The sequence below is a fragment of the Quisquiliibacterium transsilvanicum genome, from assembly GCF_014202215.1.
Classification (GTDB): domain Bacteria; phylum Pseudomonadota; class Gammaproteobacteria; order Burkholderiales; family Burkholderiaceae_E; genus Quisquiliibacterium; species Quisquiliibacterium transsilvanicum.
Window position 1 is genome coordinate 14,450 of the sequence record NZ_JACHGB010000006.1, and the last position, 14,924, is coordinate 29,373.

General features: G+C 69.2%; 15 protein-coding genes. 2 read left to right on the plus strand and 13 right to left on the minus strand.

Features of this window, described 5'->3' with window-relative positions; genetic code table 11:
• Entirely contained in the window at positions 1–546 is a 546-nt protein-coding gene (locus HNQ70_RS15055) for a TRAP transporter small permease subunit (protein ID WP_183969182.1), read from the minus strand.
• A gap of 129 nt (positions 547–675) precedes the next feature.
• A complete protein-coding gene (gene dctP / locus HNQ70_RS15060) occupies positions 676–1,716 on the minus strand; it encodes a TRAP transporter substrate-binding protein DctP (RefSeq protein ID WP_183969184.1) in 1,041 nt (346 codons plus the stop codon).
• Positions 1,717–1,876: 160 nt separating this feature from the next.
• Between dctP and HNQ70_RS15065 the strand changes: the two genes are divergently transcribed.
• Positions 1,877–2,743 (plus strand): alpha/beta fold hydrolase, encoded by an 867-nt coding sequence (locus HNQ70_RS15065; RefSeq protein ID WP_343060797.1) that lies wholly within the window; start codon positions 1,877–1,879, stop codon positions 2,741–2,743.
• 83 nt (positions 2,744–2,826) lie between these two features.
• Here the strand turns inward: HNQ70_RS15065 and HNQ70_RS15070 are convergent, their stop codons facing one another.
• Positions 2,827–3,654: an NADPH-dependent oxidoreductase gene (locus HNQ70_RS15070; RefSeq protein WP_183969186.1), complete on the minus strand. Its 828-nt coding sequence runs from the start codon at positions 3,652–3,654 to the stop codon at positions 2,827–2,829.
• A 215-nt stretch (positions 3,655–3,869) separates the two neighbouring features.
• Between HNQ70_RS15070 and HNQ70_RS15075 the strand changes: the two genes are divergently transcribed.
• On the plus strand, positions 3,870–4,385 hold the full coding sequence (locus HNQ70_RS15075; RefSeq protein ID WP_183969188.1) for a nuclear transport factor 2 family protein: 516 nt from the start codon (positions 3,870–3,872) through the stop codon (positions 4,383–4,385).
• A gap of 24 nt (positions 4,386–4,409) precedes the next feature.
• Here HNQ70_RS15075 and HNQ70_RS15080 read toward each other — a convergent pair whose 3' ends face one another.
• From HNQ70_RS15080 to urtA, 10 genes are all read right to left on the minus strand, one after another.
• Positions 4,410–6,215: a nitric oxide reductase activation protein NorD gene (locus tag HNQ70_RS15080; protein ID WP_183969190.1), complete on the minus strand. Its 1,806-nt coding sequence runs from the start codon at positions 6,213–6,215 to the stop codon at positions 4,410–4,412.
• Positions 6,216–6,219: 4 nt separating this feature from the next.
• On the minus strand, positions 6,220–7,044 hold the full coding sequence (locus HNQ70_RS15085) for a CbbQ/NirQ/NorQ/GpvN family protein (protein ID WP_183969192.1): 825 nt from the start codon (positions 7,042–7,044) through the stop codon (positions 6,220–6,222).
• 67 nt (positions 7,045–7,111) lie between these two features.
• Positions 7,112–8,152, minus strand: a complete 1,041-nt coding sequence (locus HNQ70_RS15090; protein ID WP_183969193.1) for an aliphatic amidase — start codon at positions 8,150–8,152, stop codon at positions 7,112–7,114.
• Between the two features lie 85 nt (positions 8,153–8,237).
• On the minus strand, positions 8,238–8,591 hold the full coding sequence (locus tag HNQ70_RS15095; protein WP_183969195.1) for an FmdB family zinc ribbon protein: 354 nt from the start codon (positions 8,589–8,591) through the stop codon (positions 8,238–8,240).
• A gap of 49 nt (positions 8,592–8,640) precedes the next feature.
• Positions 8,641–9,870, minus strand: a complete 1,230-nt coding sequence (gene fmdA / locus HNQ70_RS15100; RefSeq protein ID WP_183969197.1) for a formamidase — start codon at positions 9,868–9,870, stop codon at positions 8,641–8,643.
• 60 nt (positions 9,871–9,930) lie between these two features.
• Positions 9,931–10,620 carry an urea ABC transporter ATP-binding subunit UrtE gene (urtE, locus tag HNQ70_RS15105; protein ID WP_183969199.1) on the minus strand — a complete coding sequence of 230 codons (690 nt, stop codon included), beginning with the start codon at positions 10,618–10,620 and terminating at the stop codon, positions 9,931–9,933.
• Between the two features lie 25 nt (positions 10,621–10,645).
• Entirely contained in the window at positions 10,646–11,389 is a 744-nt protein-coding gene (gene urtD / locus HNQ70_RS15110) for an urea ABC transporter ATP-binding protein UrtD (RefSeq protein WP_183969201.1), read from the minus strand.
• Positions 11,390–11,413: 24 nt separating this feature from the next.
• Positions 11,414–12,616, minus strand: coding sequence for an urea ABC transporter permease subunit UrtC (gene urtC, locus HNQ70_RS15115; RefSeq protein ID WP_183969203.1), 1,203 nt, complete (start codon positions 12,614–12,616; stop codon positions 11,414–11,416).
• A gap of 25 nt (positions 12,617–12,641) precedes the next feature.
• A complete protein-coding gene (gene urtB, locus HNQ70_RS15120; protein WP_183969205.1) occupies positions 12,642–13,556 on the minus strand; it encodes an urea ABC transporter permease subunit UrtB in 915 nt (304 codons plus the stop codon).
• A gap of 96 nt (positions 13,557–13,652) precedes the next feature.
• Entirely contained in the window at positions 13,653–14,921 is a 1,269-nt protein-coding gene (gene urtA, locus HNQ70_RS15125; RefSeq protein ID WP_183969207.1) for an urea ABC transporter substrate-binding protein, read from the minus strand.
• Between the last annotated feature and the right edge of the window lie 3 nt (positions 14,922–14,924).

Below are 14,924 nucleotides of genomic sequence, written 5' to 3' on the forward strand. Positions count from 1 at the left end.
TCAGTGCGCGGGTTGGTCGGAGGCCTGCTTGCCGAAGACCGCTTCGTCGTTCGGCAGCCCCATCAGCACGCGGACGTCCGACACCAGCCGGATGATTCCCTGCAGCAGCACCAGCACGCCGGCCACCGGCACGGCGAGCTTCACCGGCCACACCTGCGGGTTCCAGATGCTCTGCGAGGTTTCCATCTTCATCGCCGACTCCCAGGCCATCGAACTGCCCTGCCAGATCAGCACCGCCAGGAAGAGGAAAAACAGCACCGAGGTGCAGACGTCGACCAGCGCCTTGCGCCTGACGGAGTAAGCGCCGTAGAAGATGTCGACGTTGACGTGCCCGCGCTCGGCGAGCAGCCAGCCGCCGGCGATCACGCCGTAGACGCCGAACACGAGCTGTGTGAGTTCGGACGTCCAGATGCTCGGCCGGCCGACCGCGTAGCGCATCGCGACGTCGATCAGCAGCATCGCGAACATCGGCAGGATCAGCCAGGCGGCCGTCCGCGCGATCCAGTGGTTCAGGGTCGTGACGGCCCTGGCGAATTTGAGGAACATCTGGACCCTCTCGATCAGTGGGCTAGACACGCGGACGCGCCGGGCAGCTCATGCCCGGCGCGCCGATTCGGACAGGTCATCCGGCAACTGCGGCGGCCGGCGCAAGCCGGGCGCCGCCGTCGCCCGGACTCAGACGTAGCCGAGGTCCTTCATCAGCGTCTTGAGCGCCGCGGCGCCCTTCTTCGCGCGCTCGCCCTTGGCCTCTTCCTTCGCGAGGATGGCATCCGAGGCCTCTGCGAACTTCTTCTGCACCGCGTCGGGCCACTGCACGACCTCGACCTTCATCGAGGTGCGGCCCTTGGTCAGCGCGATCGCCTCCTTGTGCTGGTACTCGGCGGTGCGGCTGAAGAAGCGCTCGTCGGCCAGCGACATGAGGATCAGGCGCAGGTCGGCCGGCAGCTTCTCGACCGCCGCCTTGTTGAAGACGTAGCAGTCGGTGGTGATGCCCAGCGCCGGCTTCATGTGGTAGCGGGCGACCTCCCAGAGCTTCATCGTGAGCGCGCCTTGCGCGGCGCCCCAGTGGGCGCCGTCGACCACGCCGGTGGAGATCGCCTGGTAGAGCTCCGGACCTGCGACCTGCGTGGGCGACGCGCCCGCGAGCGACAGGTAGTCGAGCATGGAACCGGCCGAGCGCAGCTTGAGCGACTTGAAGTCGTCCATGCTGTTGATCTTCTTGTTGACGACCAGCTCGGTGGTGTAGGCCTTCTCGGTCCGGTAGATCACGCCCTTGGGCGCGAGCTCCTCGTTGACCAGGGCCTCCACGCCCATGTTCTTGAGCAGGTGCGCCATTTCCCAGGGCTCGCGCAGCGTGCCCGGGACGCCATAGGCCAGGCCCATGGCCTGCGCCTCGCCGAGGATGTAGGCGGCCGACATGGTGCCCATCTCGACGACGCCGCGCGACACGATGTTGTAGATCTCGCGGTCCTTGGCGAGTTCGCCTGCGCCGAAGAGCTGCATCTTGAAGCGGCCGCCGGAGCGCTTGCCGAGCTCGGCGGCGAACCACTCGAGGCTGTCCTTGAACGAGGCCGACGCCTTGGGCCAGTGCGCCTGCACCTTCCAGGTGACGCTGGACTGGGCCCGGGCGGTGCCGATGACCGCCGGGGCCGCGGCCAGCGCAACCGAGGACTTCAGCAGGGTTCGCCGGTTCAGGGTGCTGTCCTTGTTCGTCATGCTTGTCTCTCCTGTTCTGTGCCGATCGGATCGGCTGTAGGCCGTTTCCAGACGGGGCATGGGAACACGCACGCATTGCGACGTCAACCTGCTGGCATCCTGAGTGAAATCCGGAAGGAAGGGCTTTCCCTGAGGTTTTCCGTGCCGATAAGATCCGCTGGTGAGACTTGAACCCGAGCTGCCTGCACGCATTCGCTCGATCGCCGACGCGGAGGCGATCGAGCGCGCCGGCACGCGCCACGAGCTGCCCTGCGGCGACGGCACGATGGCCTGGCGGCGCTGGGGCGAGGGTGCGCCCGTGGTGCTGCTTCACGGCGGATCCGGCAGCTGGAACCACTGGGTGCGCAACATCGGCGCGCTGGTGCGGGCGGGCCGGCAGGTCTGGATCCCGGATCTCCCTGGCTTCGGGGAGTCGGCGCGCCCGCCGCGGGGCGGCGACGCCGATGCCCTGCCCGGACCGATGGAGGCCGCGCTGCAGCAGCTGCTCGGCGATGCGCCGGTGGACCTGGTCGGATTCTCCTTCGGCAGCATGGTCGCCGTATTCATGGCGGCGCAGCGGCCGGAGCGCGTCCGGCGGCTGGTGATCTCGGGCGCGCCCGCGCTCGGCATCAACCCGGAATGGAAACTGGAGCTCAAGCCCTGGACCCACCTTCCGCCGGGCGATGAGCTCGACGCGGTGCTGAGGGAGAACCTGGCCACGCTGATGCTGGCCCGCCCGGAATCGATCGACGCGCTGGCGCTGGCGCTGCATGCCGCGAACCTGCCGCGGGACCGGATGAAGCTGCGCCGGCTGGCGAAGACCGACATCCTCCGGCACACGCTGCCGCAGCTGACCTGCCCGGTCCACGGCATCTGGGGCGCAGAGGATGCGCTCTACCGCGGCGTGCAGCAGCGCCTGGAACCGGCGCTGGCGCTGGCTCCCGGCTTCCGCTCGCTGGCGCTGATCCCCGGCGCCGGGCACTGGGTGCAGTTCGAGCGCGCCGAGGCATTCGACCGGGCGCTGGCGGAGGCGCTGGGCCCCGCCTGAGGGCGCGCCGCGCGAGCGCGAGCCCCAGCGGCGGCGCGGCCAGCGGCGCCGGGCGCCCGGCGCCCGGAACGGCCGCGCAGGATTCAGTCCAGCTCGAACCCGAGAGCCCGAATGGCTTCGGCCAACCGATGACGCCCCGACAGGCTCCCGGGCCCGGACACGCGCTCGCTGGCCTGCCGCGACCAGGGAATCTCCTTCATCGACTGGCTTCGCTGGAAGCCCTGCATCACGTCCTCGTAGTCGCGAACGGCGGGCGCCTCGGCATCGTCGTCGGCCCGGTAGGTCTCCCGATGCAGGACGACCGCCTGCGGCAGGCGAGGCTTCATCGCTGCGGGCCGCTTCGGATCCGGCCGGCCGACGGTGAGGCCGAAGACGGGAAACACGCGCGGCGGCAGCCCGAGTTCCGCGGCGACCTGCTCCGGCTTGTTGCGCATCGCGCCGATGTAGCAGGTGCCCAGGCCCATTGCCTCCGCGGCGAGCACGGCGTTCTGGGCGGCGAGGGCCGCATCGATGACGGCCACCAGGAACATCTCCAGGTAGCGGTTGCCATCGGAGGGCAGCCCGCAGCGGCCGGCGCCGCGGTCGAGACGCGAGAGATCTGCGAGCCAGACCAGGAGCAGCGGCGCCTCACGGATGTGCGCCTGCGAACCCGCGAACTCCGCGAGACGCGCCTTGCGCTCGCGATCCTCCACCGCGATCACGCTCCAGGCCTGCAGGTTGGCCGAGGTGGCGGCCGACTGCGCTGCCGCCATCAACGCGGCCAGCACGCCGGGAGCGAGCGGCTCGTCGAGATAGGCACGCACCGTGCGATGGGCCAGCAGGTGCTCGAGGATCGACGACGCGCCGGCGGCGTCGGGAGCTTCGGCGGCGCGACCGTAGCGGTCGCTCCATAGCGTGTGGAGTCGAGTCATGACGGGCCTGATGCTCCTTGGGGTGGCAGGAAAGGGGAACTCCGGAAGCCTACCGGGAGCCGCTGCTGCGCCGACCTCGCCGGTCTCGGAAATCCACCGCCCGGGCGCGGCGCGGCGAACGCGCGGCCGTGGACGCGGTCCGGTGCGCGCCGCATCATGCGGGACGGGCAGGCCCTCCGCGGTCCTGCACGAGCGCGAACGGAAAGGAGAACCCGATGCCCGACATGGATACGACGCAACTGGTCCGCTGGCTCGCCGACCTCGAGGCGATCAGGCGACTCAAGCACAGGTACTGCGAACTGTGCGACGACGGCTACGACGCCGACCCGCTGGCTGAACTGTTCACCGAAGATGCGGTCTGGGACGGCGGTCCGATCGGCGCACATTCCGGCCGCGAGGCGATCAGGCGCTTCTTCCAGGGCTCGCCGGCGCGCGTGCCGTTCGCGCTGCACATGGTGACGAACCCGATCATCGAGGTCGACGGCGACTCGGCCACGGGGCGCTGGTACCTCTGGGAGCCGCTGGTCTATGCGCTGCCGGACGGCGAGCAGGCCTGGTGGATGTCGGCGCGCTACGACGACCGCTACCGGCGGACCGCGGACGGCTGGAAGTTCGAGCGCGTGACGATCACGATGAAGATGCTCGCGCCCTACGACAAGGGCTGGGGCGGCGCGCGGATCACCGACGTCTATGCCGGCATCCGGCAGTCCGGCGGCGCCCCGAAGACCTGAGAGGCCCGGCCCGCGCCGCCCTGCTCAGCGCAATGCCGCCGCGAGCACGCCGACGATCGCCTCGGCCAGCCGCGCCGGACGTGCCACCTCGGCGCAGGCTCCCGGCGGGAACGCGCGACGCAGCGCGTCGCGGCGCGCAGAAGGCGCCGAGGCGTCCAGGTTGAGGCAGGCCACTGCGACGCCACGCCGGCGCACCTCGCCGACCGCCACGCGAAGATCCTCGAGCAGGTAACGCCTGTCGTGGACGTCGACGTCGCGCGGCTCGCCGTCGGTGAGCAGCAGCACCAGCCGGCGCGCGTTCGGACGGCGCGCGAGCGTCGCCCCGGCGTGGCGCAGCGCAGCGCCGACGCGGGTCGACAATGCGCTGCGCAGGGCCGCGGCCCGCTCCAGCACGAGCGGGTCGCCGGTCTCCTGGCCGAAGTCCTTCACGCGCTCCATCCGGACCGCGTGGCGACCGTCCGAGGCGAAGGCGCGGATCGCGCAGTCGTGGCCGCTGCGCTCGAGCGCATCGGCGCAGGCCAGCGCAGCCAGGCGCTCCGCCTGCAGCAGGGTGCGAGCGCCGGCGTGCGCCGCGCGCGCGGAGGAGGCCGATGCATCGACCAGGATCGTCACGGCGAGCGGATCGCTGCCTTCCTCGGACCGAAGGTGGACGCGCGGTTCCGGGGACACGCGCATGCGCCGCGCGACGCCGGCGTCGACGAGCGCACCCAGGTGGAAGCCGTCGCCGTCGGGCGCACGGCGCGGTCGCGCACGGGTCCGCAGCGCGCCTTCCGCGCGCAGGAGGCTGCGCAGCCGACGCGCCAGCGCCACTTCGCCTTCGAGCTCATCGCGAAGCTGCCGGCAGGCCTGCGCGCTCGCCTCGGCGGCTGGCTCGCCCTCCAACACCGTGGCCCAGGCCGGCCGGTGGCGCCCGATCAGCCGGTCCCACTCCGGATACCTGCTGGCGCTGGCGCCGGTGGCCAGGCCCGGCTGCTGACCCGCGGAGCGATCCTCGGCCGGCACCTCGGCACCGACACCGGCCTGCCCAGGCGCCGCGTCGCGCGAAGCGCCGCCATCGCCGTCGCTGCGGCGCGCCCCGCTCTCCGAGGCCTCGAGCGCCACCGACGAGGGCGGCAGGGTCTCGTCGAAGGTCCAGAGGTGGCTGTTGTCGTCGCGGTACTCGGGCTCGACCACATAGCTGCGCGCGTTGAACTGGAGCCGCATCTGGCCGATGTCGTTGCCCAGCAGCGAGGCCGCACGGCGCAGGGATGCGGCATCGGCGAGCGCGAGCCCGCGCGCCTCCGGTCCGTCGAAGAACAGGCCGCGCCCCTTCTGCACCCACGGGTGCGGATCGTGCCACGTGGGGTCGAGCAGGACACGGGCGAGCCGCGCCATCAGCGTCTCGAAGTCGCTCGCACTGTCCGGCCCCGCCCGGTGGAAGGCGAGCCACAGCGCCCGCAGGCCCGGCAGCTCGCGCGCGGCCAGCCACTCGACGCGGGCGTCCTCGAACAGGCCTGCGAGCGCCAGCTGCGCCGGTTTGAGCGACCCGCGCGCCTGTCGCGGCCCCCCATGGGCGAGATGCGCTCCCGCGTGCGCGGCGCTGGCCAGGCGCAGGCGGCGCGCGAGCGCAGGCTCGAGCGCGCACTCCGGCAGGTGCAGCGCTCCCGCGGCGAGGACCGCACGCGGGGCCCGAGACGCGAGCGTCGCGATCGCCGGCGGCTCGGCCTGCCACAGCGCGCGCAGGTAGGCGCGCAGCACCCGCGGTGTGCGGCGGTCGGGCGAAGCCGGAACCGGATCGCGCACCGGCTGCGACGGGCCGGCGCCAGAGCGCTCGCGTGCAGCCGGCAGCATCGGATCAGGCGAAGCTCGCCTCCACGGCAGCCCGCAGGGCCTCGATCAGCTCAGGGTCGTCGGTCAGCGGCAGCACTACCGCCTGCAGGCAGGCGGCGCGGGGCGCCACGCCGCCGCGCACCAGCCCTGCCGCGTGCACCAGCATCCGCGTCGAGGCGCCCTCGTCGAGGCCCTCGCCCGCCAGGCGCCGGGTACGCTGCGCGAGCGCGACCAGCTGCGCGGCGAGCGCCGGCTCCACGCCCGCCTCGTGCGCGACGATGCGCGCCTCGGCGTCGGGCGCCGGATAGCCGAACTCCAGCGCGGTGAAGCGCTGCCGCGTGGACGGCTTGAGCTGCTTGTGCATCCCCTGGTAGCCCGGGTTGTAGGACACCACCAGCTGGAAGTCCGGATGCGCGTGTAGCAGCTCGTTGCGCTTCTCGAGCGGCAGCACGCGACGGGAGTCGGTGAGGGGATGCATCACCACCGTGGTGTCGGGCCGCGCCTCCACGATCTCGTCCAGGTAGCAGATCGCCCCGTGGCGGGCGGCCAGCGTCAGCGGCCCGTCGTGCCAGCGCGTGCCCTCGGCGTCGAGCAGCCAGCGGCCGACGAGGTCGCCCGCCGTGAGGTCCTCGTGGCAGCTGACGGTGACCAGCGGGCGGCGCAGCCGCCAGGCCATGTGCTCGACGAAGCGCGTCTTGCCGCAGCCGGTGGGGCCCTTGAGCAGCACCGGCAGCCGCAGCGCGTAGGCGGCCTCGAAGGAGGCGACCTCGTCGCCGACCGGCAGGTACCAAGGCTCGGAATGCTGGCGCCATTGCGCCAGCGGGTCGTGAGTGATCGGCAGGGCGCTCAAGGGCGGGCCTCGGTTCGGTTCGATGTCGTTCCCGGCCGGGCACGGGCCCGGCACGGGAAGCGGTGGCTCAGCGATGCCCGACGGTGTCGGGGTTCGGGATGCCCTCGATCGGACACTCCTCGGTGCCGACCGTGCTGCGCGTGATCGACTCCACCATCTCGCGGGTGCCCTCGGGGTCGTTGACCCACTTCGCGTAGAAGTCGTAGGGGCAGGCGGCCACGCCCTTGTCGCCCTCGCGCGAGTTGATCTTGCCGGTGTAGCCGCGATGCAGCAGCTTGAACAGGTGGTTCTCCGACTGGCCGTTCTTGCGGAAGTCGCGGATCAGTCCCTTGGAGAGCGCGGCGTACTGGATGCCGTAGTCCTCCTCGCCGCACTCGCCCAGCGTGCGCCCGTCGAAGCCGATGATCGCCGAGTGGCCGAAGTAGGAATACACGCCGTCGAAGCCGGAGGCATTGGCCACCGCCACGTAGCAGTTGTTGGCCCACGCCATCGCCTTGGCCATCAGCACCTGCTGGTCCTTGGCCGGGTACATGTAGCCCTGGCAGCGCACGATCAGCTCCGCGCCCTTCATCGCGCAGTCGCGCCAGATCTCGGGGTAGTTGCCGTCGTCGCAGATGATCAGGCTGACCTTCAGTCCCTTGGGGCCTTCGGACACGTAGGTGCAGTTGCCCGGGTACCAGCCCTCGATCGGCACCCAGGGCATGATCTTGCGGTACTTCTGCACGATCTCGCCCTGGTCATTCATAAGGATCAGCGTGTTGTACGGCGCCTTGTTGGGGTGCTCCTCGTGGCGCTCGCCGGTCAGCGAGAACACGCCCCAGACCTTCGCCTTGCGGCAGGCCTGCGCGAAGATCTCGGTCTCCTCGCCGGGGCAGGAGGACGCGGTGTCGTACATCTCCTTGGAGTCGTACATGATCCCGTGGGTGCTGTACTCCGGGAAGATCACCAGATCCATCCCGGGCAGGCCCAGCTTCATCCCCTCGATCATCGCGGCGATCTTGCGGGCGTTGTCGAGCACTTCGGCGCGGGTGTGGAGCCGCGGCATCTTGTAGTTGACGACCGCGACACCCACGGTGTCCTTGCTGGAGGAGATGTCTCCGTGGTGCATGGCTGCTCCTGTGCGTTTCGGTGTTGCGTGGCGATACGTGCTGCCGGATCGCGTGCTGAATCTCGTGCCGGACTGCGCGCCGGGCTCAGTGGCTGATCATCCAGGGCCGCTTGGTGGGGAAGGCCTTGGCGCCGGAGGCCGCCTGGACGGTGGCGCCCCGGATGCTGCCGCCGGAGCAGCAGCCGCAGCCCGATGGGTGGCGCAGGCGGCCGTAGCTGCCGGCGAGGTCGCGCGAGGACTTCGGCTGGTTGGCGGCGCGCTCGTTGGTTTCGATCGCGCGGCGGGTTCCGGTCGCCATCGCGGACAGTCTGGGCGCGCTCAGCATCCGCGGCGCGTGGGCGCCGCAGGCCGGGCACTCGACCGGCTCGCTGCGCTGGGCGAGGCTGCGGAACGCGTCGAAGCCCCCGCAGTCGGGACAGGCGTATTCGTAGGTGGGCATCGCGTTCTCCTTCGATGTCGGTAGGTCGGACTGCGGGGGCGTGACGCGCTCAGAGGTCCTGCGAAATCGGCAGGTCGACGTCGCCGGTGATCGCCTTGACCGGACCGTTGGCGTTCGGGCTGATGTCGAAGTCGAAGATCTGCGTGGGCAGCCACAGCGTGGCGCATGCATTGGGGATGTCGACCACGCCGCTGATGTGCCCCTGCACCGGCGCGGTGCCCAGGATCGAATAGGCCTGGGCGCGCGAGTAGCCGAACTTCGTCATGTACTCGATCGCGTTCAGGCAGGCCTGGCGGTAGGCGACGTGCACGTCCAGGTAGTGCTGCTTGCCCTGCTCGTCGACCGAGATGCCTTCGAAGATCAGGTAATCGTTGTAGTTCGGCGTGATCGGGCTGGGCTTGAAGATCGGGTTCCTGATTCCGTACTTCGCCATGCCGCCCTTGATCAGCTCGACCTTCATGTGCACCCAGCCGGCCATCTCGATGGCGCCGCAGAAGGTGATCTCGCCGTCGCCCTGGCTGAAGTGCAGGTCGCCCACCGAGAGACCCGCGCCGTCCACGTAGACCGGGAAGTAGACCTTCGCGCCGCGCGACAGGTCCTTGATGTCGCAATTGCCGCCGTGCTCGCGCGGCGGAACGGTGCGTGCGCCCTCGGCGGCGGCCCTGGTGGCGGCATCCCCTTTGAGCTTGCCCATGTGCGCGGTCTGCGCGAACGGCGGGTTGGCCAGCGGCGGAACGCGGTCTGGCTGCGTGGCGATGAAGTCCACTTCGCGCTCGTTCCAGATGTCGAGCATCTTCCGGTCGGGCAGGCAGCCGATCAGGCCCGGGTGGATCAGGCCCGCGAAGCGCACGCCCGGGATGTGGCGGCTCTTCGTGAACATGCCCTCGAAGTCCCAGATGGACTTCTGCGCGAGCGGGAAGTGGTCGGTGAGGAAGCCGCCGCCGTTCTTCTTCGAGAAGAAACCGTTGAAGCCCCAGAGGCTGTCCTGCTTGGCGCCGATGTCCAGCAGTTCGACCACCAGCAGGTCGCCGGGCTCCGCGCCCTTGACGCCCACCGGGCCGGACAGGAAGTGCACGGTGGTGAGGTCGACGTCGCGCACGTCGTCGGCGCTGTCGTTGTTCTTGATGTAGCCGCCGGTCCAGTCGTAGGTCTCGAGGACGAAATCGTCGCCGGGCTTCACCCAGCAGGCCATCGGCACGTCCGGATGCCAGCGGTTGTGGATGTTCTCGTTCTCGTACGGCGACTGGGCGAGGTCGACCTTGATGAGCGTTTCGGGCATGGCGAGTCTCCTGCTTGGTGCGTGAGGAAAACGGGGGTTCGTCCTGCGGCGTCGCGTCGTTCAGACGGACAGGTACTGTCTGATGCGCGCGACGTCGGTGTCGGCGCGCGCGGTCTCGTGGACGAGGACTCCGCCCTCGATCACGAACAGCCGGTCTGCCACGTCCATCGCGAACGAGAGCACCTGCTCGGAGACCACGATCGTGATCTTGCGCAGCTTGCGGATCTCGTTGAGCGCGCGGGCGATGTCCTTGATGATCGAGGGCTGGATTCCCTCGGTGGGCTCGTCGAGCAGCAGCACCTTGGGGTCGGTGACCAGCGCGCGCGCGATCGCGAGCTGCTGCTGCTGTCCGCCCGAGAGGTTGCCGCCCTTGCGGCGGCGCATGTCGAACAGCACCGGGAACAGCGCATAGATTTCGTCCGGGATGCGCCGGCTGCGGCTGTTCTCAAGGCCGGTCTGGATGTTCTCCTCGACGGTCAGCGTGGGGAAGATCATCCGGCCCTGCGGCACGTAGGCGATTCCCTTGGCCACCCGCCGATAGCTCTCGTCGCGGGTGACGTCCTGGCCGGCCACGCTGACGGTGCCGGACTTCGTCGGCAGCACCCCCATCAGGCTCTTGAACAGCGTGGTCTTGCCCATGCCGTTGCGCCCCATGATCGCCACCGCCTCGTTCTCGCCAGTGGCGAACGAGATGCCATGCAGGGCCTCGCTCTGGCCGTAGCTGACCCGCAGATCCTTCACTTCGAGCATGACGCGCTCCTTGCTTCGATTCGGTTCAGTGGCCCAGGTAGACGTCGATCACCCTGGGATCGTTCTGGACTGCGTCCATCGTTCCCTCGGCGAGGATCTTTCCCTGGTGCATCACGGTCACCTTCGACGCGATCTGCGCGACGAAGTCCATGTCGTGCTCGATGACGATCATCGAGCGCTTGCGGCAGATGCGCTTGAGCAGTTCGGCGGTGAGTTCACGCTCGCGCGCGCTCATGCCGGCGATCGGTTCGTCGAGCATCAGCAGCTCCGGCTCCTGCATCAGCAGCATCCCGATCTCCAGCCACTGCTTCTCGCCGTGCGAGAGCAGGCCCGCCTCGGTCTCGAGCTTGTCGGCCAGGCCGATTTCCTCGGCCACCGTCCGCACCCGCTCGAGGACCTCGGGGGTGCGCTTGAAGGCCAGCGCGCCGAACACCGACCGGCCCCGCGGGAAGGACACCTCGAGGTTCTGGAAGACGCTCAGGTTCTCGTAGATGGAGGGCGTCTGGAACTTGCGGCCGACGCCGGCACGGACGATCTCGTGCTCCAGCTTCTTCGTCAGCTCCTCGTCCTTGAACCTGATGCTGCCGGCGCTGGCCTTCGTCTTGCCGCAGATCAGGTCGAGCAGCGTGGTCTTGCCAGCGCCGTTGGGGCCGATGATCACGCGCAGCTCGTCCTTGTCCACGTACAGGTTGAGGTCGTCGATCGCCTTGAATCCGTCGAAGGACACGGTCAGTCCCTCGACGTACAGAACGAACTCTTTCGGGCTCATGGAATGGCTCCTTCGGTCCGGGGTTCAGGCGCGCTGGCTGGAGATGACGCCGGGCAGCTTGGTTTCGGGGCTCGCGGCGCCGCGCGGCGCAGGCGCATCCGGGAAGGCCGCGTGCGCGGCGGCGACGCGCTCCGCGAGCTCCGCGCGCTGCGCCTTGCGGCGCGCCCACCAGGGTTTGAGGTGGCTTTCGACCAGCCCGGCCAGGCCGTTGGGGAAGGCCATCGTCACGCCGATGAACAGCGCGGCCATCAGGAACAGCCACAGGTCGGGGAAGCTCTCGGAGAAGAAGGTCTTGCCGGCGTTGACCAGCAGCGCGCCGTAGACCGCGCCGACCAGGCTCATCCGGCCGCCGACCGCGGCGAAGATCACCATCTCGATCGATGGCACGATGCCGACGAAGCTCGGCGACATGAAGCCGACCTGCAGCGTGAACAGCGCGCCGCCCACGGCCGACAGCGCCGCCGCCAGGCAGAACACGAAGACCTTGAACATCGAGACGTCGTAGCCGGAGAAGCGGACGCGGTCCTCCTTGTCGCGCATCGCCAGCAGCAGCGTGCCGAGCTTGCTGGCCTGGATCCAGCGGCACAGCAGGATCGACGCCAGCAGCAGCCCCGCACAGACGAAGTACAGGATGGTCTTGGCCGAATCGCTGCGGATGTCCCAGCCGAGCATCGTCTTCAGGTCGGTGATGCCGTTGACGCCGCCGGTGTAGCCCTGCTGGCCGATGATCAGCACGGTCAGGATCAGCGCGATCGCCTGGGTGATGATCGCGAAGTACACGCCGCCCACGCGCCGCCTGAACATCGCGAAGCCGATGATGAAGGCCAGCACCGTGGGCACCAGCACCACCGCGGCCAGCGCCAGCGGCAGCGACTCGAAGGGCTTCCACCAGAAGGGCAGCTCGGTGAGCTGGTTCCAGTCCATGAAGTCGGGGATGCCCGGGGTGGACTGAATCTTCGTGCTCTCCGGGTCGGAGGCCTCGAGCTTGAGGAACATGGCCATCATGTAGCCGCCCAGCCCGAAGAACACCCCCTGGCCGAGGCTCAGGATGCCGCCGTAGCCCCAGAGCATGACCAGCCCCATCGCGACGAAGGCGTAGGTGAGGTACTTGCCCACCAGGTTGAGCCGGAAGCTGTCGAGCGCCAGCGGGAACACCACCAGCAGCAGCAGCGCCAGGATCGCCACGCCGCCGAGACCGGGGCGCAACAGGGATTGCAGGGATTTCATCGCATCTCTCCTCTCGTGGCGCCGCTCAGCGGCGCACCTTGGCCGCGAACAGGCCCTGCGGGCGGATCATCAGGATCGACACGACCAGGAGCAGCGTGAGCACCTTGGCGTTCGAGCCGGACAGGAAGAACTCGGAGATCGACTGGGTCTGCGCGATGCCGAAGGCGGAGGCCACGGTGCCCAGCAGGCTGGCGGCGCCGCCGAAGGTGACGACCAGGAAGGCGTCGACGATGTAGAGCGAGCCGCTGGTGGGGCCGGTCGAGCCGATCGTGGTGAAGGCCGCGCCCGCGACGCCGGCGATGCCGCAGCCGATCGCGAAGGTCATCCGGTCGGTGAGCCGGGTGTTGATGCCGGTGGCGTTGGCCATCGCACGGTTTGCCACCGTGGCGCGCACCCGCAGTCCCCAGCGCGACCGGTACATCGCGAACAGCAGGCCTCCGGTGACGACCAGCGTGAGCGCCATCACGAACATGCCGTTGATCGGGATGTCCAGGCCTTCGGAGGGGGCCCAGGAGCCCATCAGCCAGTCGGGCAGCGTCGGGCTCACCTCCTTCGGGCCGATCGCGGTGCGGAACACCTGCTGCATCGCCAGGCTCAGGCCCCAGGTGGCCAGCAGCGTGTCCAGCGGGCGCTTGTACAGATGCCGGATCAGCGCCCACTCGGCGAGCCAGCCGGCAACGAAAGCGAACAGGAAGGCGGCGACGATCGCCACCGGGAAGTAGGCCTGCACCATCCCGGGCGCGAACTTCTCGGTCAGCACGGAGCCGAGGAACACGGTGTAGGCGCCGATGGTCATGAACTCGCCGTGCGCCATGTTGATGACGCCCATCTGGCCGAAGATCACGGCCAGGCCGAGGCCCATGAGCAGCAGCACCGAGAACAGGCTCAGGCCCGCGAAGCCTTGCATCAGGCCGATGTTGAGCATTTCCGGGAAGGTCATCGCCGACTCCTTGGACACGACTGGAAGGACCGCGGCGCACCGGGCGCCGCGGCCGCGGACCGCGCGGCGCAGAGGCCGCGCGGTCCGCCGTTTCGCTTACTGGTAGCCCTTCGGGAAGGGGTTGGGTTCGATCAGCTGCGCCGACTCGGCGACCACCTTGAAGGTGCCGTCCGGCAGGCCCTGGGCGATGCGCGCCTTGCTCCAGAGGTGGTGGTTCTGGTGCACCTTGACGTAGCCCTCGGGCGCGCTCTTGAGCTCGATTCCCGGCGAGGCGGCAACCACCTTGTCGACGTCGAAGCTGCCCGCCTTCTCGACCGCCGCCTTCCAGAGCCAGGGGCCGAGGTAGGCGGCCTGGGTGACGTCGCCGATCACCGCCTTGGGCCCGTACTTGGCCCGGAAGGCCTCGACGAACTTGCGGTTGTTGTCGTTGTCGAGCGACTGGAAATACTTCATCGACGAGAAGAAGCCGGCGAAGTTCTCGCCGCCGACGCCGAGCATTTCGTCCTCGGTGACGGAGAGCGTGAGCAGGAACTGCTTGTCGCCGGTGATGCCCGCGGCCTTGAGCTGCTTGTAGAAGGCCACGTTGGAGCCGCCGACCACCGCCGCGAAGATGCAGTCCGGCTTGGCGACCTTGATCTTGTTGATCAGCGAGTTGAAGTTGGTGTGGCCGAGCGGGTAGTACTCCTCGCCTGCCACCTTGCCCTTCTGGAAGGCCTCGATGTGCTTGCGCGCGATCTTCATCGAGGTGCGCGGCCAGATGTAGTCGGAGCCCACCAGGAAGAACTTCTTGGCGCTCTTCTCCTTGGCGGCCCAGTCCAGGCCGTAAATGATCTGCTGGGTGGCCTCCTGGCCGGTGTAGATCACGTTCTTCGACTGCTCCAGGCCCTCGTAGAAGGTCGGGTAGTAGAGGAGGTTGTTCTCCTTCTCGAAGACCGGCAGCACCGCCTTGCGCGAGGCCGAGGTCCAGCAGCCGAAGACGCAGGCCACCTTGTCGTTGATGATCAGCTTGCGCGACTTCTCGGCGAAGGTCGGCCAGTCGGATGCGCCGTCCTCCTTGATGACCTTGATCTTGCGGCCGAGCACGCCGCCCATCGCGTTGATCTGGTCGATGGCGAGCTGTTCGGCCTGGATGGAGCCGGTCTCGGAGATGGCCATGGTGCCGGTGGCCGAGTGCAGCTGGCCCACGGTGACCTCGGTGTCCGTGACCGCCTTGCCGGTGGTCATCGCCTGCGCCGTGGGGGTCTTCTGCGCAAAGCCGAGAGTGGGCAGGCCGGCCAGCGGCAAGGCGCTCATGCCCTGCAGCAGGCGACGGCGGCGGAGGTTGTAGGCGGCGGCGCCGGTGGGGTCGTCGTGATCGTGCGACATCTG